The 21321-nt window shown below is 61.9% G+C and carries 21 protein-coding genes, 2 tRNA genes and 1 pseudogene; 12 read left to right on the top strand and 12 right to left on the bottom strand.

Annotated elements, in window-relative coordinates:
- Positions 1-138 precede the first annotated feature (138 nt).
- The 6 genes from F2P47_RS10980 (at position 139) to F2P47_RS10955 (ending at position 4966) form a co-directional block, all read left to right on the top strand.
- A complete protein-coding gene (locus tag F2P47_RS10980) occupies positions 139-1401 on the top strand; it encodes an SAM-dependent methyltransferase (protein WP_152216411.1) in 1263 nt (420 codons plus the stop codon).
- A gap of 49 nt (positions 1402-1450) precedes the next feature.
- A complete protein-coding gene (locus F2P47_RS10975) occupies positions 1451-1648 on the top strand; it encodes a hypothetical protein (protein ID WP_152216410.1) in 198 nt (65 codons plus the stop codon).
- An 87-nt stretch (positions 1649-1735) separates the two neighbouring features.
- Entirely contained in the window at positions 1736-2350 is a 615-nt protein-coding gene (locus F2P47_RS10970; RefSeq protein WP_152216409.1) for an NUDIX domain-containing protein, read from the top strand.
- A gap of 103 nt (positions 2351-2453) precedes the next feature.
- Positions 2454-3452, top strand: coding sequence for a cysteine synthase A (locus tag F2P47_RS10965; RefSeq protein ID WP_152216408.1), 999 nt, complete (start codon positions 2454-2456; stop codon positions 3450-3452).
- Between the two features lie 123 nt (positions 3453-3575).
- Positions 3576-4424 carry a 3-mercaptopyruvate sulfurtransferase gene (sseA, locus tag F2P47_RS10960; RefSeq protein WP_152216407.1) on the top strand — a complete coding sequence of 283 codons (849 nt, stop codon included), beginning with the start codon at positions 3576-3578 and terminating at the stop codon, positions 4422-4424.
- Between the two features lie 29 nt (positions 4425-4453).
- Complete coding sequence (locus F2P47_RS10955; RefSeq protein WP_152216406.1) at positions 4454-4966, top strand: GNAT family N-acetyltransferase; 513 nt, start codon at positions 4454-4456, stop codon at positions 4964-4966.
- A 14-nt stretch (positions 4967-4980) separates the two neighbouring features.
- Here the strand turns inward: F2P47_RS10955 and F2P47_RS10950 are convergent, their stop codons facing one another.
- Genes F2P47_RS10950 through F2P47_RS10930 form a run of 5 tightly spaced genes read right to left on the bottom strand, consistent with a single transcriptional unit; the run spans position 4981 to position 9784 of the window.
- Positions 4981-5670 (bottom strand): DUF4336 domain-containing protein, encoded by a 690-nt coding sequence (locus tag F2P47_RS10950; protein WP_152216405.1) that lies wholly within the window; start codon positions 5668-5670, stop codon positions 4981-4983.
- Between the two features lie 53 nt (positions 5671-5723).
- Positions 5724-6467, bottom strand: a complete 744-nt coding sequence (locus tag F2P47_RS10945; protein ID WP_152216404.1) for an amino acid ABC transporter ATP-binding protein — start codon at positions 6465-6467, stop codon at positions 5724-5726.
- A 6-nt stretch (positions 6468-6473) separates the two neighbouring features.
- Positions 6474-7541, bottom strand: coding sequence for an amino acid ABC transporter permease (locus tag F2P47_RS10940; protein ID WP_246176850.1), 1068 nt, complete (start codon positions 7539-7541; stop codon positions 6474-6476).
- A 1-nt stretch (position 7542) separates the two neighbouring features.
- Positions 7543-8697, bottom strand: a complete 1155-nt coding sequence (locus F2P47_RS10935) for an amino acid ABC transporter permease (protein WP_152216402.1) — start codon at positions 8695-8697, stop codon at positions 7543-7545.
- Positions 8698-8743: 46 nt separating this feature from the next.
- A complete protein-coding gene (locus tag F2P47_RS10930; protein WP_152216555.1) occupies positions 8744-9784 on the bottom strand; it encodes an amino acid ABC transporter substrate-binding protein in 1041 nt (346 codons plus the stop codon).
- Positions 9785-10034: 250 nt separating this feature from the next.
- Between F2P47_RS10930 and metC the strand changes: the two genes are divergently transcribed.
- From metC to modC, 3 genes are read left to right on the top strand one after another with little or no spacing between them, the layout of a single operon-like run.
- Entirely contained in the window at positions 10035-11198 is a 1164-nt protein-coding gene (gene metC / locus F2P47_RS10925) for a cystathionine beta-lyase (protein ID WP_152216401.1), read from the top strand.
- Positions 11199-11201: 3 nt separating this feature from the next.
- Complete coding sequence (gene modB, locus F2P47_RS10920; protein ID WP_152216400.1) at positions 11202-11912, top strand: molybdate ABC transporter permease subunit; 711 nt, start codon at positions 11202-11204, stop codon at positions 11910-11912.
- The gene (modC, locus tag F2P47_RS10915; RefSeq protein ID WP_152216399.1) at positions 11909-13033 is read left to right on the top strand and encodes a molybdenum ABC transporter ATP-binding protein; all 1125 of its coding nucleotides are present in this window, start codon (positions 11909-11911) and stop codon (positions 13031-13033) included. Before modB ends, modC begins: the two co-directional genes overlap by 4 nt.
- On the opposite strand, the gene F2P47_RS10910 is transcribed toward modC, so the two are convergent.
- From F2P47_RS10910 to F2P47_RS10895, 4 genes are all read right to left on the bottom strand, one after another.
- Positions 13034-14383, bottom strand: coding sequence for a D-arabinono-1,4-lactone oxidase (locus tag F2P47_RS10910; protein WP_152216398.1), 1350 nt, complete (start codon positions 14381-14383; stop codon positions 13034-13036).
- Positions 14384-14454: 71 nt separating this feature from the next.
- Positions 14455-15147, bottom strand: a complete 693-nt coding sequence (locus F2P47_RS10905) for a tetratricopeptide repeat protein (RefSeq protein ID WP_185681072.1) — start codon at positions 15145-15147, stop codon at positions 14455-14457.
- Between the two features lie 332 nt (positions 15148-15479).
- A tRNA-Arg gene (locus tag F2P47_RS10900) sits at positions 15480-15556 on the bottom strand.
- Between the two features lie 19 nt (positions 15557-15575).
- On the bottom strand, positions 15576-15884 hold the full coding sequence (locus F2P47_RS10895) for an ETC complex I subunit (RefSeq protein ID WP_152216396.1): 309 nt from the start codon (positions 15882-15884) through the stop codon (positions 15576-15578).
- A 246-nt stretch (positions 15885-16130) separates the two neighbouring features.
- Here F2P47_RS10895 and F2P47_RS10890 point away from each other — a divergent pair, with 246 nt between their 5' ends.
- The gene (locus F2P47_RS10890; RefSeq protein WP_152216395.1) at positions 16131-16343 is read left to right on the top strand and encodes a hypothetical protein; all 213 of its coding nucleotides are present in this window, start codon (positions 16131-16133) and stop codon (positions 16341-16343) included.
- An 83-nt stretch (positions 16344-16426) separates the two neighbouring features.
- Here F2P47_RS10890 and F2P47_RS10885 read toward each other — a convergent pair whose 3' ends face one another.
- Together F2P47_RS10885 and F2P47_RS10880 are read right to left on the bottom strand one after the other, a co-directional pair.
- On the bottom strand, positions 16427-17743 hold the full coding sequence (locus F2P47_RS10885) for an ABC transporter ATP-binding protein (protein ID WP_152216554.1): 1317 nt from the start codon (positions 17741-17743) through the stop codon (positions 16427-16429).
- An 18-nt stretch (positions 17744-17761) separates the two neighbouring features.
- Positions 17762-19501: an ABC transporter permease gene (locus F2P47_RS10880; RefSeq protein WP_152216394.1), complete on the bottom strand. Its 1740-nt coding sequence runs from the start codon at positions 19499-19501 to the stop codon at positions 17762-17764.
- 372 nt (positions 19502-19873) lie between these two features.
- On the opposite strand from F2P47_RS10880, the gene F2P47_RS10875 reads away from it, so the two are divergent.
- Positions 19874-19950 (top strand) — tRNA-Pro (locus F2P47_RS10875).
- Positions 19951-20087: 137 nt separating this feature from the next.
- On the opposite strand, the gene F2P47_RS10870 is transcribed toward F2P47_RS10875, so the two are convergent.
- Positions 20088-20990, bottom strand: coding sequence for an HNH endonuclease (locus tag F2P47_RS10870; protein ID WP_185681071.1), 903 nt, complete (start codon positions 20988-20990; stop codon positions 20088-20090).
- A gap of 157 nt (positions 20991-21147) precedes the next feature.
- Between F2P47_RS10870 and F2P47_RS10865 the strand changes: the two are divergent.
- Positions 21148-21243, top strand: a pseudogene (locus F2P47_RS10865) (tyrosine-type recombinase/integrase); the annotation flags it as partial.
- Between the last annotated feature and the right edge of the window lie 78 nt (positions 21244-21321).

The following is a 21321-nucleotide window of genomic DNA, read 5'->3' as shown; positions in this document are numbered from 1 at the left end:
GCGCGGCCAGAAGGTAGCACCTCGCACCCTCAAAGGAACCCCGGCGACTGAACCGGCAGCTTTCCGCCCTCGTATTGAATGATGACGCCGCCATTCCAGCCGCTATAGTCAAAGGCGTTGACGCAGGAGGGCGCCCGGATGAGCCAAGTTCCCGTTGACGTGCGTACCGATGTCGACACGGCAAGAATGATCGACATGACCGCTGCCAATCTCCGCCACATCGTGGGGCTTCCGCGGCTCGTGCGGATTGCCTTTCGCATTCTCCTCCATATCCAGCGCGGTTCGCTCACCGTCGTCTTGCCAGATGGGCGGCACCTGCGCTTCGCAGGCCGCGAGCCCGGCAAGGACGCGACGATGGAGATCAGGGACTTCGCGCTTGCCCGGCGCTTCTTCGCCGCGGGCGATCTCGGCGCGGCCGAAGCCTTTCTCGATGGTATGTGGGACAGCCCGAACATCGCGGGCTTTCTCGAACTCTTCGCCCGCAACCGCGATGCGCTGCGCGAGAGGCTCTACGGACTTTCAGTCATTCACTTTAGCGCGCGGCTCTATCATCTCCTGCGCCGCAATTCGAAAAGCGGCTCCAAACGCAACATCGAGTTTCACTACGATCTCGGCAACGCCTTCTATCGCCGTTGGCTCGACCGAACGATGACCTATTCCTCCGCCCGTTTCACGCATCCGGGACAGGATCTTTCCGAAGCGCAAACCGCCAAATATCGCTCGCTCGCCGAACGCATCGACCTCAGGCCCGAACATCACCTGCTCGAGATCGGTTCGGGCTGGGGCGGCTTCGCGGAGTTCGCGGCAAGCGAGATCGGCTGCCACGTGACCGGCATCACAATCAGCAGGGAGCAGCTCGCCTTCGCGCGCGAGCGCATGGCGGCGAAGGGCCTCTCCGACAAGGTCGACATCCGCTATCAGGACTATCGCGACGTCTCGGAGAAATATGACCGTATCGCCTCCATCGAGATGTTCGAGGCGGTCGGCGAGGAATATTGGCCGGCCTACTTCGCGAAGCTTCGCGACTGCCTGAAGCCGGGCGGTATCGCCGGACTTCAGATCATCACCATCGAGGACGGCATTTTCGCCAGCTACCGCAAGGGCGCCGACTTCATCCAGCGCTACATCTTTCCGGGTGGCATGTTGCCCTCGCCCACGGCGCTCAAGGAGCAGGTCGCGAAGGCGGGCCTTACCTGGGTCGGCAATCTCGATTTCGGCCTCGACTATGCAGAGACGCTGAAGCAATGGCGCCAACGCTTCCGCGCGGCCTGGCCGGAAATCCAGCCGCTCGGATTCGACGAACGCTTCCGCCGCATGTGGGAATACTACCTTGCCTATTGCGAAGCGGGATTCCGCGCAGGCCAGATCGACGTGACACAGGTGACGCTGGCGAAGCCATGAAAAGCGTATGCTCTTGCTGAACCTGCCCTCTGCATGACGAGGATGCCAATTGGACGCCCCACTAAAAATTTTGCTTGTGTGCGCATTTTTCATCGCCGGATTTATTATCGTGGTCTTTCGCGACAAGGATCCGTGGAACAGCCACAATCTCGGCCCAGGTTGGGAATGCGGCACGACAAGCGGCGGCGCAGCTTTCTGCACCCACGACGTCCCGCCGGAGCTTCAGTCCAAGCAGAAAATGAAATAGACCGGGGCCCGCTCTGGCGAAGCCCTGAGGCGCTGACTACACTCCGACTCCCATCATCTTCCGCACAGGAAGAAGCCGGAGTCCCTCATGGAAGACCGCCTCATCCCGACGCCGCGCACACTCGACGACGTTGAAATCCGCTCGCGCGAAACGATCGGCCAGGGCTGGGGCAAGCTCGAGCGCTTCACCTTCCGCCATCGCCGCTTCGACGGTACATGGTCCGATGTCGTGACGCGCGACATGTACACCATTGCCGAAGTCGCGATGGTGATCCCCTACGATCCGGCGCTCGACGCGGTGGTGCTGATCGAGCAGTTCCGCACCTGCGGCCTCGTCTGGAACGAAGCGACGTGGCTCTTCGAGGCGGTGGCCGGTATCGTCGATCCGGGCGAGACGCCGCCTCAGGTCGCGAAGCGCGAGGCGCTGGAGGAAGCCGATTGCGCCATCGGGGAGCCGGTACTCATCGGCAAGCTCTTTTCCTCGCCCGGCGGCTATGGCGAGCGCACCTATGTCTATGCCGCCAAGGCCGATCTTTCGGGCATCGGCGGCGTCCATGGGCTCGCCCATGAGCATGAGGATATCCGCGCCGTCGTCGTGCCGCTGGCCGAAGCGTTGCGCGCCACGGAGGACGGGCGCATCCGCGACGCCAAGACCTTCCTCATGATCCAGTGGCTGGCGGCCAATCGGGCGAAATTCACATGAGATTGTCTGGGTTTACCTCCATGCCTTGAACCAGCCTTCCACCCTCCGTATATTCCCCACCAAGGAAACGCCCTGCAAAAAATTTCACCGGATGAATTGTAAAATGGACATCAGAAGCGGACTTGTGGACTCCATCGGCAATACGCCCCTGATCCGGCTGAAGGCCGCTTCCGAGGCGACCGGCTGCGAAATTCTCGGCAAGGCGGAGTTCCTCAATCCGGGCCAGTCGGTGAAGGACCGCGCCGCCCTTTACATCATCAAGGACGCGGTCGCCAAAGGCACGCTGAAGCCCGGCGGCACCATTGTCGAAGGCACGGCGGGCAACACCGGCATCGGTCTGGCGCTCGTCGGCAATGCGCTCGGCTTCAAGAGCGTCATTGTCATTCCCGACACGCAGTCGCAGGAAAAGAAGGACATGCTCCGCCTCTGCGGCGCCGAGCTGATCGAGGTTCCGGCTGTTCCCTACAAGGACCCAAACAACTACGTGAAATATTCCGGCCGGCTGGCCGATGAGCTCGCGGCGAAGTCTCCGAACGGCGCCATCTGGGCCAACCAGTTCGACAATGTCGCAAACCGGCAGGCGCATATCGAAACCACGGGCCCGGAAATCTGGGCGCAGACGGATGGCAAGGTCGACGGCTTCACCTGCGCCGTCGGCACCGGCGGCACGCTGGCCGGCATCGCAATAGCGCTCAAGGAGCGCAACAAGAATGTCACCATCGCACTTTCCGATCCGATGGGCGCCGCGCTTTATCACTATTACAAGCATGGCGAGCTGAAGGCCGAAGGCAGCTCCATCACCGAAGGCATCGGTCAGGGCCGCATCACGGCGAACCTCGAAGACGCGCCGATCGACGACGCCTTCCAGATCCCGGATGAGGAAGCCCTGCCCTTCGTCTTTGACCTGCTGAAGCATGAAGGCCTTTGCCTCGGCGGCTCAAGCGGCATCAACGTCGCGGGCGCGGTCCGTCTCGCGCGGCAGATGGGCCCCGGCCATACCATCGTCACTATTCTCTGCGACTACGGAACGCGCTATCAGAGCAAGCTTTTCAATCCGGCATTTCTGAAGGAGAAGAACCTTCCTGCGCCGGATTGGCTCTAGCCTGTTTATAATTGTCATCCCGACCTTCGTGCCGGGATCCAGAGGCAACAAGCACTGAGCAAGCGCCCCTGGACCCCGGAATAAATCCCGGGGTGACATGAAAAATGGAATGAGTTCTGAGACATGCCGCAGATCGTAGAATACCCCCTCGTCACCACCGAATGGCTGGCCGCGCATCTCGATGCGCCGGATGTGCGCATCGTGGACGGCTCGTGGTATCTGCCGCAGGCGCAGCGCAATCCCCGCGCCGAATATGAGAATGAGCACATCCCCGGCGCGGTGTTCTTCGACATCGACGAGATCGCGGATACCGACAGCCCCTATCCGCACATGCTGCCTGCGCCTGAGAAGTTCTCGTCGCGCGTCCGCGCAATGGGCCTTGGCGACGGCGTCCGCATCGTTGTCTATGACGGCGCGGGCCTTTTCAGCGCGCCGCGGGTCTGGTGGATGTTCCGCGTCATGGGCCATCGCGACGTGGTGGTGCTCGATGGCGGCCTGAAGAAATGGAAGGCCGAAGGCCGCCCGCTCGACGACGCCCGCCCGCGCCACAGCGCCCGGCACTTCACGGCGCGGCGCGACGTGCCCCTGGTGCGCGACCGCGAGGCGATGCTGCACAATCTCGAAACCTGCGCCGAGCAGGTCCTCGACGCGCGCTCCGGCCGCCGCTTCCGCGCCGAGGAGCCGGAGCCCCGGCCCGGTCTCAAGGGCGGCCATATTCCCGGCAGCCTCAATCTTCCCTCGGCCAATCTCGTCAACGCCGACGGCACGCTGAAATCGCGCGAGGAGCTCGTGCGCCTTTTCGACGATACGGGCATCGACCTCTCCCGCCCCGTCATCACGACTTGCGGCTCCGGCGTCAGCGCCTGCATTCTCGCGCTCGGCCTTGCCGCGTTGGGGCATGACCGCGTATCGGTCTATGATGGATCGTGGGCTGAATGGGGCGCGGTCAAGGGCTTGCCGATCGAAGCCTGAAAGGCGCGCCCTGAAAGGTGATTAGAGCGATGGGTAAGACGCACAAGGCCATCGTTACCCGCCTGGAAATGAAGGCGCCGCCGCGCCTCGCGCCTGCCCCGCGCCCGCTCGGCAAATACGCCCTGCTTCGCGCCAAGAAGCCCCCGCTTCACTTCTATCGCTATCTCTACGACGCCGTCGGCCGACCCTATGTCTGGGTCAGCCGCCGCAACATCCCTGACGATGCGCTCGCCGAGATCATCCATCACGACGCGGTGGAAATCTACGTGCTCTATGTTAATGGCGCGCCGGTCGGCTATGTGGAACTCGACTTCCGCGACCTTCCGCAAGCGGAGCTTTCGTTTCTGGGAATCGTGCCTGAATATATCGAGCAGGGACTGGGGCGGTTCCTGCTGGGCGAAGCGATCTCGCTCGCCTGGCTGAAAAACCCCGAACGCCTCATCGTCCAGACCTGCACACTGGACCACCCGGCAGCACTGACGCTCTACCAGCGCATGGGCTTTTCGCCTTACGGGCAGAGCGAGGTCGAGGTGGAGGAGTGAACCTCTCCCGCAGGCTACGCTATAAGCCATTTGAATGCTCGACGGATGAACGCTTGGCCGTCACCGATCACCGGCGCCCCATGCGCCATCAGCACATTTTCAGCAGGCCACGCCAGAATATGCTCAAGCGCGACGCGCGCGGCCCGGCGCCCTATAAAAGCTGTACGGAACTTCCTGGGCACAGCAGGTTCGGCACCGATCATGAGGTCCAGTCGCGCCACAATCGCTCGCCATCCGGAAAACCAATCAGCAGGAAATTGCTGGATCAAATCGGTGAAAAGCACCGTGCCGCTCTTTCGGTGGAAGAAAACCACCTCCGTCGTAATGAGATTGCCTGGCACCACGACTTGATCGATATCCGCAGCCCATCCGGCGATCGGTTCGTTTCCAAGCTCTCCGTCGAAAACAATATCCCTTCGCTTTTTTGCTAGGCCGGGAGGAGCGTATAGCTTTGCGCTGCCATATACGCGTCCCCACTCACCCAAAAACAGGTGATGAAGTGAATTGGGCGCGACGAGATATCGTACGTCGCCGAGTACGTCGACCGCCGCTCGCAGAGCATCCGTAAGCTGTATCGGAGACCAAATGAAGAGGCCGCCCTCCGACAACCGGATCACGACCATTCGTGTTGGATATCCAAACCCAGCAGTCGACACGGCGTGACCATCCGCAGTCCAGATATCACGGCCAAACGGTTTCAACATCAGCGGTCTCGTGTTCTGTTCCACACATCCACGACTTGCCCGGCGTTCAAATACTATCCCCTCAAAATCTGCGCGAGAAACGCCTTTGTCCGCTCACTTTTCGGGCTGGTGAAAAACTCCGCAGGCGGCGCTTCCTCGACAATTTCGCCTTGGTCCATGAAGACGACGCGATCGGCGACTTCGCGGGCGAAGCCCATTTCGTGGGTGACGCAGATCATGGTCATGCCGTCATTGGCGAGGCCCACCATGACGTCGAGGACTTCCTTGATCATCTCCGGGTCGAGCGCCGAGGTCGGTTCGTCGAAGAGCATGATCTTCGGGTTCATGCAGAGCGCGCGGGCGATGGCGACGCGCTGCTGCTGGCCGCCGGAAAGCTGGCCGGGATATTTCAGCGCCTGCTCCGGAATGCGGACGCGCTCGAGGAAGCGCATGGCCGTCGCCTCCGCCTCTTCCTGCGGCTGCTTACGCACCCAGATCGGCGCGAGCGTGCAGTTCTCAAGCACCGTCATATGCGGAAAGAGATTGAATTGCTGGAACACCATGCCAACTTCACGGCGCACCTCGTCGATGCGTTTCAGGTCTTCGGTGAGTTCGATGCCATCGACCGCGATGCGACCCTTGTCATGCGCTTCGAGCCGGTTGATGCAGCGGATCAGCGTTGACTTGCCGGAGCCGGACGGCCCGGCGATGACGATGCGCTCGCCTTCCGCGACCGACAGGCTCACATCTTTCAGAGCATGAAAATCGCCATACCACTTGTCGACATGCGCGATCTCGATGATGGGTGATTTTGTCATGACCAATTACCTCACCATGCCCTTGTTGAGCCGGCGCTCCATGAAGGCGGAATAGCGCGACATGCCGAAGCAGAAAACCCAGTAGACGAAGGCCGCGAACACATAGCCGGTCGCGGCCCCCTGCGGCGTCGACCAGTGCATGTCGCTAAGCTGCACGCGCACCTGGCCCAGAAAATCGAAAAGCCCGACGATCAACACCAGCGTCGTATCCTTGAAGAGGCCGATGAAGGTGTTGACGATGCCTGGAATGACATGGCGCAGCGCCTGCGGCAGAACGACGAGGCCCATGGTCTGCCAATAGCTGAGGCCGAGCGCGCGCGCCGCCTCAATCTGCCCGCGCGGCACGGCTTGCAACCCGCCGCGCACGACTTCCGCCATATAGGCCGACGAGAAAAGCGCCACGCCGACGAGGCAGCGCAGCAGATTGTCGAGATGGATTTCGCGCGGCAGAAAGAGCGGAAGCATCACGCTCGCCATGAACAGCACCGTGATGAGCGGCACGCCGCGCCAGAACTCGATGAAGATCGTGGAAAGCGAACGGATCACCGGCATTTCCGAACGCCGCCCGAGCGCGAGCAAGACGCCAAGCGGGAACGATGCCACGATGCCGGTGATGGCGACGATGAGCGTCACCAGAAGCCCGCCCCAGAGATCCGTATCGACGCCAATCAATCCCGGCCTGTCACCGGAAATGAGCACAATGGCGATCATCGGCCAGGCAATGACGAGATAGCCGAGATTCCAGAACTTTGCGGGCACGCGCGGGATGAGCATGGGAACGAGGCCCGCGAGGCCGAGCAGAAAGGCCACATTGACGCGCCAGCGCAGCTCCGCCGGATAGCGGCCATAAATGAACTGGTCGAGATTGGCATAGACGAAGGGCCAGCAGGCGCCCTTCCCCGGCCCGAGGCAGGCGGCGCGGCCCTCTCCATGCCAGACGGCGCTGACGAAGGCCCAGTCGATAAACGGCGGAACAGCGCTCCACAGCACATAGAGCACGAGGACCGTGAGGCCCGTATTCCACCAGTTGGAGAACAGGTTGCGCCTCAGCCATTTGATCGATGTCGTCACCATGTCAGCGCTCCACGATTGCGACGCGCGCATTGTAGAGATTCATGGCGAACGACGTCGCGAGGCTGATGACGAGATAGACCCCCATGGTGATGGCGATCACCTCGATTGCCTGCCCCGTCTGGTTGAGGACGGTGCCCGCGAAGACCGAGACGAGATCGGGATAGCCGATGGCGACGGCGAGGGAGGAGTTCTTGGTCAGGTTCAGGATCTGGCTCGTCAGCGGCGGAATGATCACGCGCAGCGCCTGCGGAATGACGACAAGACGAAGCGTCTGCCCGTTGGAAAGCCCAAGCGCATGGGCCGCCTCGGTCTGCCCGTGGCCGACCGACTGAATGCCGGCGCGCACGATCTCGGCAATGAAGGCTGCGGTATAGAGCGTCAGGCCAAGCAGCAGCGCCAGAAACTCCGGAAGCAGACGCCAGCCACCCGTGAAGTCGAACTTGCCCATCTCTGCGTGCTGGAGCGTGAAGGGCGCACCGCCGACCAACCAGACAAGCGCCGGCAGTCCAATAATGATAACGGTGTTAACAATGACCGCCGGGAACCGCTGGCCGGTCGCGAGAAGCCGCGCCCTCGCCCGCCGCGCGATGTAGAGCGCGGCAAGTACAGCCACGATGAGCGTCGCGAAAAAGGCAAGGCTCGTTCCCGTCAGGCCAATCCCCGGCATGACGATGCCGCGATTGCTGAGGAATACGCCCGGCAGCAGCGTCAGGCTTTCGCGCGGGCTAGGCAATGGCTGAAGGATGGCGAAGTACCAGAAGAAGAGCTGCAGCAGCAGCGGGATATTTCGCAGCGTCTCGACATAGGCCGCGGCGAGCTTCGCAACGAGCCAGTTCGACGACAGACGCGCAATGCCGACCACGAAGCCGAGCGCCACCGCCAGCACGGTGCCAAGCGCCGCGACGAGCAGCGTGTTGCAGAGGCCAACGAGAAAAGCGCGGCCATAGCTCGCCTCTTCCGAATAGGGAATAAGCGACTGGACGATGCCGAATCCTGCCGTGTTCTGCAGGAAGCCGAAGCCCGTGGCGATATGCTGGCGGGAGAGATTCTCATGCGCCGTCGCCGCGAGATACCAGAGCGTGACCACGACAATGGCGAGCGCACCAATCTGCCAGATCAGCGCCCGCAGATGCGGATCGTTCCACGACCAGCGCATTGCCCGTTTTGCCGTAGCCTGTTTCCCCCCAGCCACGCGCGAGCCCTCAGCGGATAGGCGGCGCGTACATCAGCCCGCCATTCCGCCAGAGCGCGTTGAGCCCGCGCGGAATGCCGAGCGGCGTTTTCACGCCCACATTGCGCTCGAACATCTCGCCGTAATTGCCGACGGCCCCGATTGCATCGACCGCCCAATTCTTTGAAAGCCCAAGCGCCTGTCCGAAATCGCCTTCCGTGCCGAGCATGCGGCGCACTTCTGGGCTCGGGCTCGCCTTCATCTGATTGACGTTGGTGGAGGTCACGCCCAGCTCTTCCGCGTCGATCAGCGCGAAAAGCGTCCAGCGCACGATGTCTTCCCATTGCGGGTCGCCCTGCCGCACCAGCGGCCCAAGCGGTTCCTTGGAAATGACTTCTGGTAGCACCATATGCTCGACCGGGTTCTTCAGGATCAGCTTCTGCGCGTGGAGGCCCGACGCGTCGGTCGTATAGGCATCGCAGCGGCCGCTGTCATAGGCGCTGAGCGCCTCCTCGTTCTTCTCGAAGGGCAGAACCTTGTAGGTCATGTTCTGGCCTCGGAAATAGTCGGCGAGGTTCAACTCCGTCGTCGTGCCCGTCTGCGTGCAGATCGTCGCGCCGTTGAGCTGCGCGGCGCTGGTGATGCCCGAGGCCTTCTTCACCATAAAGCCCTGCCCGTCGTAGTAGATCACGCCCGCGAAATTGAAGCCGAGCGAGGTGTCGCGCGACATGGTCCAGGTGGTGTTGCGCGAAAGCACGTCCACCTCGCCGGATTGCAGCGCGGTGAAACGGTCCTTGGCGTTGAGCGGGCGATATTTGACCTTGGTCTCGTCGCCGAAGACGGCGGCGGCGACCGCCTTGCAGAAATCGACATCGATGCCGGTCCAGACGCCCTTGTCGTCGGGGTTGGAGAAGCCGGGCAGGCCGGTGCTCACGCCGCATTGCACATAGCCCCGCTCCCGGACCGTGGCGAGCGTCGCGCCCTGGGGCTGCGCGGCCGGAGCCGGCTGGCCCGCCTTGGCCACGGGCTGCCCCTGCACGGGCTTGCCCACCGAGGCGCCCGGCCCTGGCATGAAGAAATAGAGCGTGCCCGCGCCAACCAGCAGCCCGAAGACGAACGGGAAGAGACGAGACAGGAGGCTGGGTCTTCTGGCCATGGGTCGGGACTTTTCTCTTCGCCCCCTTTGCCAGGGGGCGTTGCTTGGGTGCTATGCTTCGACGATATGGGGTATCCCCCTTCGACGGCACAGACTAACCGCATCGCGCCACGGTGCAATGCCTGAACATCCGTCGAACATTCGTTGATTTGCCCAGTGAGCCGAGATGAAGCCCAAGCAGGATACGCTGATTGTCACCGCAGGACGCCACCCGGACGTGCATTTTGGCGTCGTCAATACGCCCGTCTACCACGCCTCGACGATTCTCTTCCCCACCGTCGAGGCGATGAAGACCCGAAGCCAGCCCTACACCTATGCGCGGCGCGGCACGCCGACTCTGGCCGCGCTTGAGGAAGCCATTGCTGCCCTCGAAGGCGGCGCAAAGACGGTGCTGACGCCTTCGGGCCTCGCGGCGGTCTCCACCGCGTTGATGGCCTTTCTCAAGGCAGGCGATCACCTGCTGATGGTCGACAGCGTCTATGGCCCCTCGCGCCATTTCTGCGACACGATCCTCAAACGCAATGGTGTGGAAGTCGAATATTACGATCCCGAGATCGGCTCCGGGATCGCCAGGCACATGAAACCGAACACCAAAGTCGTCTATGCGGAATCGCCGGGCTCGATCAGTTTCGAGATGCAGGATATTCCCGCGCTGGCGAAAGCAGCGCATGAAGGCGGCGCGAAGCTCATCATCGACAATACGTGGGCCTCGCCTCTCTACTTCAAGCCCTTCGAACATGGCGCCGATGTTTCGATCCAGGCGGTCACCAAATATCTCTGCGGTCATTCCGACGTCATGATGGGCGCTATCACCGCGACGGAGGAAGCCGGCAAGACGGTGCTTGCGACGCATGGCGCGCTCGGCATGACGGTCGCGCCCGACGATGTGTACCTCGTCCTGCGCGGCATGCGCACGCTCTCCGTCCGCCTCGAACGGCACATGAAGACGGGGATTGCACTTGCCCGCTGGTTCGCGGAGCGTCCCGAAGTCGCCCGCGTGCTTCACCCTGCGCTGCCCACCGATCCGGGTCACGAACTCTGGAAGCGGGACTTTACCGGCGCAAGCGGGCTTTTCAGCATCGTGCTGAAGCCCTGCCCAGATGCTGCCATCGCCGCCATGCTCGACCATCTCGAATATTTCGGCATGGGCTGGTCATGGGGAGGCTATGAAAGCCTCATCGTGCCGCAAGACCTTCACGGCATCCGCACAGCGACGCCCGCCGCCCTCGAGGGGCCCATCCTGCGCATCCATGCGGGGCTCGAAGATCTACGCGATCTCATCGCAGATCTCGAAGCAGGCTTCGCGCGCTTCAACGCGATCATCGGCTGAACCATGGCGGATTGGAGCTCGTGGCTCTCGCCGGGCGAAGCGCAGGCCCTCTGGCTGTCGCTGAAAACGGGCGTCATCGGCACGGCGCTTTCCCTGCCGCCGGGCGTCGCGGTGGCATGGGCGCTGGCGCGCGGGCGCTTTCCGGGCAAGTTCGCGCTGGACGGGTTGGTCCATATGCCGCTCATTCTGCCGCCCGTCGTCACCGGCTATCTGCTGCTCATCCTCTTCGGGCATAAGGGCCCCATCGGCCATTTCCTCGAAACGCAGCTAGGCTTCACGCTGGCGTTCAACTGGAAAGGCGCGGCGCTTGCTTCCGCCGTGATGGGCTTTCCGCTTCTCGTCCGCGCCATCCGGCTCGCCTTCGAAACGGTCGATCCGAAGCTCGAAGCCGCCGCACGCACGCTCGGCGCGGGGCGCATGGATGTTTTCGCGACCGTGACGCTGCCGCTCGTCATGCCGGGCATCATCGCCGGAACGCTTCTCGGTTTCGCCCGCGCGCTTGGCGAATTCGGCGCGACCATCACCTTCGTCGCCAATATTCCCGGCGAGACGCAAACGCTCCCCATCGCGCTTTACAGTGCCTTGCAGGTTCCCGATGGGGAAATCAATGCGCTGCGTTTCGTCGGCCTCTCGATAATGCTCGCCATCGGCGCGTTGGCGGCGTCAGAATATTTCGCGCAGAGGCAGCAGCGCCGCATCAGGGGCGTGGAATGAGCGGAACACAGCTCAGCGTCCGCGTCACGCAGCGCGTCGAAGGCTTCGCGCTCGATGTCGCCTTCGAGGCAGGCCCGGGTGTGACAGGTATCATCGGTCCCTCGGGTGCCGGAAAGTCGATGACGCTTGGCGCGATCGCGGGCCTCGCGCGGCCGCAGAGCGGGCGCATCGCGCTTGACAACCGAGTGTTTGTCGACACAGCGCGGGGCGTTTTCATGCCGCCCGAACAACGCCGTGTCGGCTATGTCTTTCAGGAAGCCCGCCTCTTCCCGCATTTGAGCGTCGCCGAAAATCTCGACTACGGCGCAAGGCGGCGTGGTGGCGCCGGCACCATGCCACGCGCCGAGGTGATCGACCTCCTCGGTCTCGGCGCCCTTCTCGACCGGCGACCGCATCGGCTCTCTGGCGGAGAAGCGCAGCGCGTCGCCATCGGTCGCGCGCTTCTCTCCGCCCCACAACTTCTGCTCATGGACGAGCCGCTTTCGAGCCTCGACATTCGTCGCCGCCGCGAGATCATGCCTTTCATCGAAGCGCTGCATCGTCGCCTCGATTTGCCGATCCTTTTCGTCAGCCACAATATCGACGAGATCGTGCGGCTTGCGGACCGCGTGTTGGTACTGCATGGCGGTCGCGTCGCGGCATGTGGCGAAGTTGCGGAGGTGCTGAACCGCCTCGACGTTCAATCGCTGATTTTGGGGGAGGATGGCAGCGCCGCCGATCCGGCTACCATTATCGAGGCCCGTGTCTCGCATCACGACGACGCCCATCATCTGACGGAACTGGACATTGGCGGCGCGACACTTGCCGTGGCGGAGCTTGCACTTGCGCCCGGCGCCCGGGTTCGCCTGCGGCTTCACGCCCGCGACATCGCGCTGGCGACGGAGCGACCGACCGCGCTCAGTATTCAGAATGTGATAGAGGCCAAGATCGTCGAGATCAAGGCTGCAGGGCCATCTCAAGTCGATGTGAAACTGGCGGTCGGCGCTGAGCTTCGCCTCTTCGCGCGGATCACCAATCGTGCCGCCGAACAGCTTCAGCTCGCGACCGGGCGACCCGTCTGGGCACTCGTCAAATCGGTGGCACTGGCGAGCGACATGAGCGAAAGCGGCCGGATGGCCTGATCATTCCTCGCCGAAAATCCGCCTGAGATAACCGTTGAGGAATTTTCCTTTCGGATCGAGCTTCATTCGCATCGCCTGAAATTCATCCCAATGCGGATAAAGCGCGGAGAGCTCCGCAGGCCCGAGTGTGTGCAGCTTGCCCCAGTGCGGGCGCCCCTCGTAACGCGCGAAAATCGCCTCAACGCCTGCAAAGAGCTTCTCGTAAGGCTGACGATAATATTGATGCACAGAGATCGTGGCGCTGTCGCGGCCGTAAAATGGGCTCAGCCAGATGTCGTCGGCGGCGACATAACGATATTCGAGCGGGAAGAGAAAGTTCTCGCCGCATTTGCGCATATGGGCCGCGACCTCGCGCAGGCAATCCGGCCCCAGATCGGCCGGCACCGCATATTCCATTTCGTTGAAGCGCACATGGCGATCGCTCGGGAATGCCTCATGCGACCAGCGCACACGGCCCGGCTCCGTCAGCGTTCCGGAGGAATAGCGCTCCGTGTTCGATGTCAGGAATTTCTGCAGCGGCCCGCGTATAAACGGCGCATAACGCGTCGCCTCGCAGGCGGCGACGAAAATCTTTTCATCGCGCGAGAGCTCGCCCTCCTCCCGGCGACGGCGCGGCTTGGCCTGTTTCGCCGTCTGGCCCAGTATCTTGACGATGGCGAGGTCGGAATAGGGAAACCAGAAAAATTCGAAATGCCGATTGGCGTCGCGCAATTCCTCGACGCGCGACAGAACATCTTCGATCGGCATGGCACCGCCCGTTTCTTCCAGCACATAGGCTGGGCGGCACTGCATGGTGATCTCGCTCATGATGCCGAGACTGCCCATCGATACACGGCCCGCGTTGAACACGTCCGGGTTCTCCTTGCGGCTCGCCTGAATGACCTCGCCATCGGCGGTGACGAGACGGAAGCCTACAACACCGGCCGAGAGTGAACCCAACTCGCCGCCCGTGCCATGCGTGCCGGTACCGACCGCGCCCGCAAGCGACTGACGATCAATGTCTCCCTGATTGACGAGCCCGAGCCCGCGGTCGAAAAGCAGCGGGCCGAGATCGCGGATCGTCGTGCCCGCCTTGATCCGCGCGGTTTCGGTATCCGGATCGTGGTCGACAACACCGGCGATGTGGCGCAGCGTGACGATTGTACCGGGGCTCTCGACCAGCGGCGTGAACGAATGCCCGGTCCCTGCGGGCCTGACCGGCGCCTCAGCCTCGCGCAGGATGGAGGCGAGCTCTTCTTCGGTTGCGGGCTCTGCAATGGATCTGGGCCAGGCTCTTACCCAACCGGACCAGTTCGACCAGACGTAATTCATGCGCCGCTCCAGAGTGAGATCAATGCCCACGACGAGCATGCTACAGAAGTTCTGTGAAAACGAGAAAGGGCTCCGCCGCGGCGAAGCCCTTCATTCGCGAAATGATCGCTTCAGCGTGTGGCCGCCTCCGGCGCACCTATGACCGGCTTGAAATCACGGGCGAGAAGTGTCGCCTGCTTGATGTCTTCCGGATTCATCGTCTTCGAAAGCTTCTCGAGTTCCTTGTTGGCGAACTGCGGAAAGCCTGCATCGACCGCAAGCAGGAAATACATATAGGCTTTTCTCTCGTCCTTCGTGACACCTTCGCCTGCTTCATACATGGTGGCGATGTTGTATTGCGCCTCGGCCATGCCTTGCTTTGCCGCCGCCTCGTACCATTTCGCCGCCTCTGCCGCGTCGCGTGTCACGCCCCAGCCCTTGTCGTAGAAGCTTCCAAGATCCATCTGCGCGCGCGCATCGCCACGCTCCGCACCGAACTTGTAATATTTCAGCGCCGTCGCAACGTCGCGCTGCACGACCTTGGCGTCGAAATATTCCTCGCCAAGACGGAACGCCGCGCCGCCGTCCTTATGGACGTCGACGGCCTTCTTCCACTCCTCGAGGGCTTCTGGATAGTAGCCGCGCTTGTAGAGATCCTCGCCGCTGGCCTCGCTCGGCGCCGCCGGGGCAGCCGCTTCCGCCGCATGCCCGGCCATTGCCCAGAAACAGATCGCCATGAGCACCAGAAAGCCCAAGGCCAACCGCATGATCGTCGTTTCGGATTGCCGCGCCGCGCGCGCGGTATGAACGCATTCCGCCATCATGTTCACTCCCACCCCCGACCCCGTTTCTTCACATGCCCGGTTTCTCCGGTTCGACATCATCATGACGCGCGAAACAGGAAATGTGAACCATCGAGACCTTTCGGTCCCGTCAAGGTAGAGCATGCCTCATCAGCGCCTTGTGATGTTCTGCAGTACAAGCGCCATAATGTCGAAGCGGCGCCTCACGTATCTCACGTCCATTTTTGCTTTTACATCGGCGTGATTGACGCCTGAATGGCGCACGAGCCTCGTCGCGTGACTATCTGATCGCGCAACGCTTTTTCGGCTGAGAGCGAGATGGCAAGCGCGACGACCGCCGCACGGCGGTCCGCTGGTGATCCCGGCAGGATTCGAACCTGCGACCGACGGATTAGAAATCCGTTGCTCTATCCAGCTGAGCTACGGGACCAGGAGAGACAGCGTGGCGCTCAATGCGTCCACTGGCCGATGCGGTCGGCCTTGAAGTTGTCGGCATAGGCCTTGATGAGGGGCTTAGGCGCATGGGTCTCGACGACCTGGAACTCGATGCCCTTGCGCGTCGCATAGGCGATGGCCTCTTCCTTCGAGTCGAAGCGGAGAACGACCTGAGAATTGGTGTCGGGCGAGCTTGTCCAGCCCATCAGCGGCTCGACCTTGCGCGCGGCAGAGGGTTCGAATTCAAGCACCCACTTCTTCGTCTTCGCCTTGCCGGACTGCATGGCATTTTTCGAAGGCTTGTAGATACGCGCGCGGGCCATTCCTTAAACTCCGTTCATTTGCCCCATAATATGGGCAAAGTCTTGAAATCGCACTCTTATCGCCCCAAATCGGCCAGACTTGCAAGCGACAAGCAGACACGGGCACGGAACGCTGTTTCCACTGCCCGAATTCAGGCCCACCTCTAACCCGGAACCAGACCATTCACCCAAGATTGATGCCGGGGTCACGCCAATGACATGCCCCGGTCGTAAACTGCCTTTGCGACAGAGTAAGGAGGCCCCCCAATGACTCAGTATCTCGACCTTGCTTCTGCGACGCGGCTCCTCAAAGCCCAAGGCTTCAATCCGCTCGATATCGAATGCGTACTCGACCTGACCGGCCCGCAGCACCGTAACGGTGCATCCGTCTGGCGTGCCGACCGGATCGAAAGACTGGCGTCCCGTGCGTACTGGCTCGGCAAGACCGACATCGCGGTGTCGGTTCCCGCCGCCGCCTGATCTGCCCCTCGAGGGCCCTCCCCGCGCCCCTCACGGGGAGGGCTTTCGGCAGATGTCCGGCACTTTTTTTCAGATCGCCTCTCCTAGACCGGGTTATCCAGACTGAGCATCGCCTGGTTCTCGTCATAGGCGAAAACCTCGGCAAAGCGGCCCCAGTTGATGACGCTGCGGAGCGTCTGCTCCGCCCATTCCTCGGTCATGGCGTCTTCGAGTTCCTCGGCAAACCGCGCATAAGGCGCACGATGGGCCGGTCGCTCGTCCAGCACACGCTTGATATGCGCCGCCAGCGGCACGTAGGTGAGCAGGTTTTCGGCGAACATCTGCTTGCGCACATGCGGATCTTCGTTGGCAAAGCGCGTGCCTGCCTCGGTCAGCCTGATGTCGCCGCCCTCGATCTCCGCAAAGCGAAGAAGTTGAAGCGTCTCGCCGATACTGAACAACGCATCCGTGGTCATGCGCATATGTTCGGCCACCTGCGGCAGGTCGGCGCGGCCGTGATAGGGCGCGCCCGCCACGGCTTCTATCAGGCCGGCGATGGAGTTCGTGGAGACGCGCGGAAGCACCATGTCGATGCCGCCGCCCGCGAAAGATGGCAACGCAGCGCCTGCGACCAGCGCCTTTGCGGGGCTGGTCATGCGTTCGTAGATGCTGTCGACGAGTCGGCGGAATTTCGGATCGAGACGATTTCGGGGACGCGTGATGTCCACCGGAATTTCCGCGATCACCCGGCCGGGGTTGGACGAGAAAAGCAGGATGCGGTCGCACATCAGCACCGCCTCCTCGATATTATGCGTCACAAGCAGGATCGACTTGATCGGCATCCGCCCCTCGGACCAAAGGTCGAGCAGATCGGTGCGAAGCGTTTCGGCGGTAAGCACGTCGAGCGCGGAGAATGGCTCGTCCATCAGCAGTAGATCGGGATGAACGACGAGCGCACGGGCAAAGCCGACACGCTGCCGCATGCCGCCCGAAAGCTCCTTGGGATATGCGGACTCGAAACCGTCGAGGCCGACGAGGTCGATTGCTTCCAGCGCGCGCTTATGTGCTTCGTCGGCTGGAATCTGCAAGGCGTCCAGCCCGAGCTGCACGTTTTGAAGAACGGTGAGCCAGGGGAAGAGCGCGAAGGTCTGGAAGACCATCGCAATGCCTTCCGCCGGGCCGTCGATCGGCTTGCCAAGGAACCGCGCCTTGCCGCCCGTGGGCTCGATGAGACCCGCCATGATGCGCAGCAGCGTGGACTTGCCGGAGCCGGAACGCCCCAGAAGTCCGACGATCTCGCCCTCCTTCAGCGTCATGTCGACATTGTCGAGAACGGTGAGTTCGCCACCCGAGGGCCGCGGAAAGGCCTTTCGCACACCCTCGATCTGAAGGACCGTCTGTACCTGAAGCGTCGATGCCATAGCCATGTCGAACCTCCCTCAGATCATGCGTAGACGGCGTTCAGCGTAAGCATGCAGCGGACGCCAGAAGAGCCGGTTGAACAATGTCACGAAAACGGCCATCACCATCACCCCAAGGATGATGCGCGGATAATCGCCTGCCGCCGTCGCCTTGGCGATATAGGAGCCGAGGCCATTCGCTTCGAGCCGCGTGTTTCCCCAGGTGACCAGCTCGGCGACGATGCTCGCATTCCACGAGCCCCCCGAGGCCGTCAGGCCGCCGGTGATGAAATAGGGAAAGACGCCGGGCAGCATCACCTTGAACCACCAGTTGCGCCCCCGAACGCGGAAGTTGGCGGCGGCATCCTGAAGATCGATCGGAAATGCGCTCGCGCCTGCGATGACGTTGAAGAGGATGTACCACTGCGTGCCAAGGATCATCAGCGGGCTCAGCCAGATGTTCGGGTTGAGCCCGAAATGCAGGATGCCCACCACGGCGACCGGAAACAGAAGGTTCGCCGGAAAGGCGGCGAGGATCTGCGCGACAAGCTGCAGCCGCATGGCGAGGCCCGGCCGCAGGCCGATCCACACGCCAACCGGCACCCAGACGAGGCTTGCGAGCCCAACCAGAACGATGACGCGCGTCAGCGTCATCAGGCCGAGCTTGAAAGCGCTGAAGACTTCCGCCCAGCCGATCTGACCCGCCATTTCCACATAAAGCGCGCGCAGCCCGTAAGCGCCGACCAGCGCCCAGAGGCCCCACCAGATCACGCCCCAGCCGATATTGAGCCAGCGCCTCTGAAGGGGCGACCGGCGCCAGCCCCAGCGACCAAAGCTCAATGGCGCATGGGCGACTGCCACGAAGCTCTTGTGCACGGGGACCAGCGCGATCTGCACCAGCCGTGCGCGGTTCAGCACGCGCAGCAGCCAGACGCCGGGCGTGGGCTGGCCCATGGTCTGTTCGAAGCGGAACTTCTGCGCCCAGGCCACAAGGGGGCGGAACAGCAATTGGTCATAGGCAAGGATGACGACCAGCATCGCGCCGAGAGCGAAGAACACCGCCGTCAGGTCGCGCCGCTCGATCGCCAGCGCGACATAAGAGCCGATGCCCGGCAGCGTGATCGTGGTGTTACCAACGGAGATCGCCTCCGAAGCGACGATGAAGAACCAGCTCCCCGACATGGACATCATCATGTTCCAGATCAGGGCCGGCAGGGCGAAGGGCACTTCGAGCCGCCAGAAGCGCTGCCAGGCGGAAAGCCGGAAGGCCCTGCTCGCCTCGTCGAGATCTGCGGGAATGGTCCGGAGCGACTGATAGAAGCTGAAGGCCATGTTCCAGGCCTGAGCGGTGAAGATCGCGAAGATCGCCGCGCATTCGGCCCCCGCGACGCTGCCTGGAAAGATCGCCATGAAGCCCGTCACGGTGAAGGACAGGAAGCCCAGCACCGGCACGGACTGAAGCACGTCGAGGATGGGGATGAGCACGGCCCCCGCCCGCCTGCTTTTGGCGGCCGCCGTCGCATAGGTGAAGGTGAAGAGTAGCGACGCGGCGAGCGCGGCGAACATCCGCAGCGTCGTCCGCAGCGCATATTCGGGAAGTGCTGCCGGCGAGAGCGAAATCTGCGCCTTGGAGACGCTGGCCAGCGGCGCATTCATCTGCTGGGCGCCATAGATGATGAGGGCGAGTGTGCCCGCCACGAGGCAAAGCGCGATGCCGTCCCAGGCGGATGGCGCGACCCGCTCGCGCCGCGCCACGGAAATGGTCGAAATATTGCTCATAGCCCGCCCTCCATCGCCTTCGAGTGAGCGAAGAAAACGCGGTCAGATACCACCCTCCCGGGCGGCGAAATCGCAAAAAAGGAGATATCCATGATCACCTCGCGCGGGCCAACGAAAGCCACCCGCACGAGGGAGGCGAGCCCGCCTCCGACGCGTCAGGTTCAGCCCCGCAGGCCCAACCGACTACTGTCGCCGTCCATCATTTCCTCTTAGAGCTTCGGGGCGAAGGCCCCGTCGTCGCCGCCCGTATAGGCCCGCGCGCCGCACCGGTCAATCGCAGTGCAGCATGGCGCATGTGAAATTCCATTCATATTGCGCCCGGGTGCACGCATGGTTGCGGCAGGGGCCTTTCCCGGTGTATTGGGAAGCCGTCGGGGCGTAGCGCAGCCTGGTAGCGCATCTGCTTTGGGAGCAGAGGGTCGGGAGTTCGAATCTCTCCGCCCCGACCAGTTTTCCGCCGTTTTCCTGAGTTTTCGCGCAGCGCCGTTTTCATAAAAGACGGTACAAACGGGGACATGCAGGCAGGTGTTAGACACAACTGCGTCACAGTGATTGCCGCCGTTGGCTGCCGATCCAATGTGGATCGCTAGTGCCGTCGTCCCTTTATCTGCCTGATCAAATACGGCGACATTCTTTCCGCGATCAATCCGGAGATACGTTTAATGTGTTCGGGCGATAAAATTTCACCTTCTTTAGCGCCGCAATTATCAAATGCGTAACTTACTGCATCTGATAGGACGCGCTGCTTTTCATCCTCCCATTTACGCTCTAAAGCTGGGATCAAGACGGCCTCAAAGGCCTTTTGCATGGCTCCGTTGGGAACGCGCGCATACTTATAGATTTCATCAATGTCCTTCTTGTTGAAGGTCATAGCCACAGACATATCCAAGGTGCGCCCCGTCAGCGGGTTAATCGCATAACATTGTTGAATTGCGGGACCGCTATAGCAATCAGACAGGCAAACCACCATTCGCATTGAACCGAAAAACTCAACGTATGCCAGCAGAAGATTTGTCGACGGGTCACCAGAGACAGCCACACAATGAAACGGGACTCCGACAGGCCGATTAGTCACCAAATCAGTCTCAAAATAATACCCGAAGCAGCAAAGGGCTGAAGGATCGCGCAAATATGACGCGGCCAAAGCATAGTCAACCGCAGGGATTCCACAGAAGTGTGCAAAAGCCGCAGCGGTTTTTACGATCGAACGAGGTGAGTGATCCCCGCCTATCCCGAATCCGAAGTGAATTTGCCCGTCAGGATAGGTGCTCTTGACTTCCGCCTGCTGAAGCGTCCGCTCAACGTCAATGTTTTTGAATTTGCGCTGCACCCCCTTAAGCATCTTGCGTGCTTCGGCCATATTGCGTGCTGTAAATTCAATGCGTGTTCCGCCAGAAGTCTCTGTCTCGCTATAACTGGGCTTAGTGATTGCAAGACCTCCACCAGGAAGAACCATAAGCTCCTCACCCGCTGTGGTGACAACGCGCATCGGAGGCGGAGCGCCTGTCTCGCGCACTATGCCAAAAAAAACACAAAGCGGATTGAACGAACCCGCTGACGCGGGACTGGCGTGTGTGTTGGCTTGGATGGCCTCCTGATGGGAAGGTTTGGTTGCTGAGACCAACCCCTGACCAGGAGACCATCCCATGGCTGAAGCCAAAGCAGCGGTAAGCCCGCTGCGCCGTCGTATGATCGACGACATGAGTTTGCGCAACCTGTCGCCCGCGACGCAACGATCTTATTGTAAGCGGTGTTTTGCCCCCACATTACCTCTGGCGTCGTGATCTGCGATCACCTTTTGATGGAAGATTGCAGGGAGT

This window comes from Parvibaculum sedimenti (assembly GCF_009184905.1).
GTDB lineage: Bacteria > Pseudomonadota > Alphaproteobacteria > Parvibaculales > Parvibaculaceae > Parvibaculum > Parvibaculum sedimenti.
The sequence above is the reverse complement of the archived record's forward strand: the minus strand, read 5'-3'. Positions and strand labels throughout refer to the sequence as shown.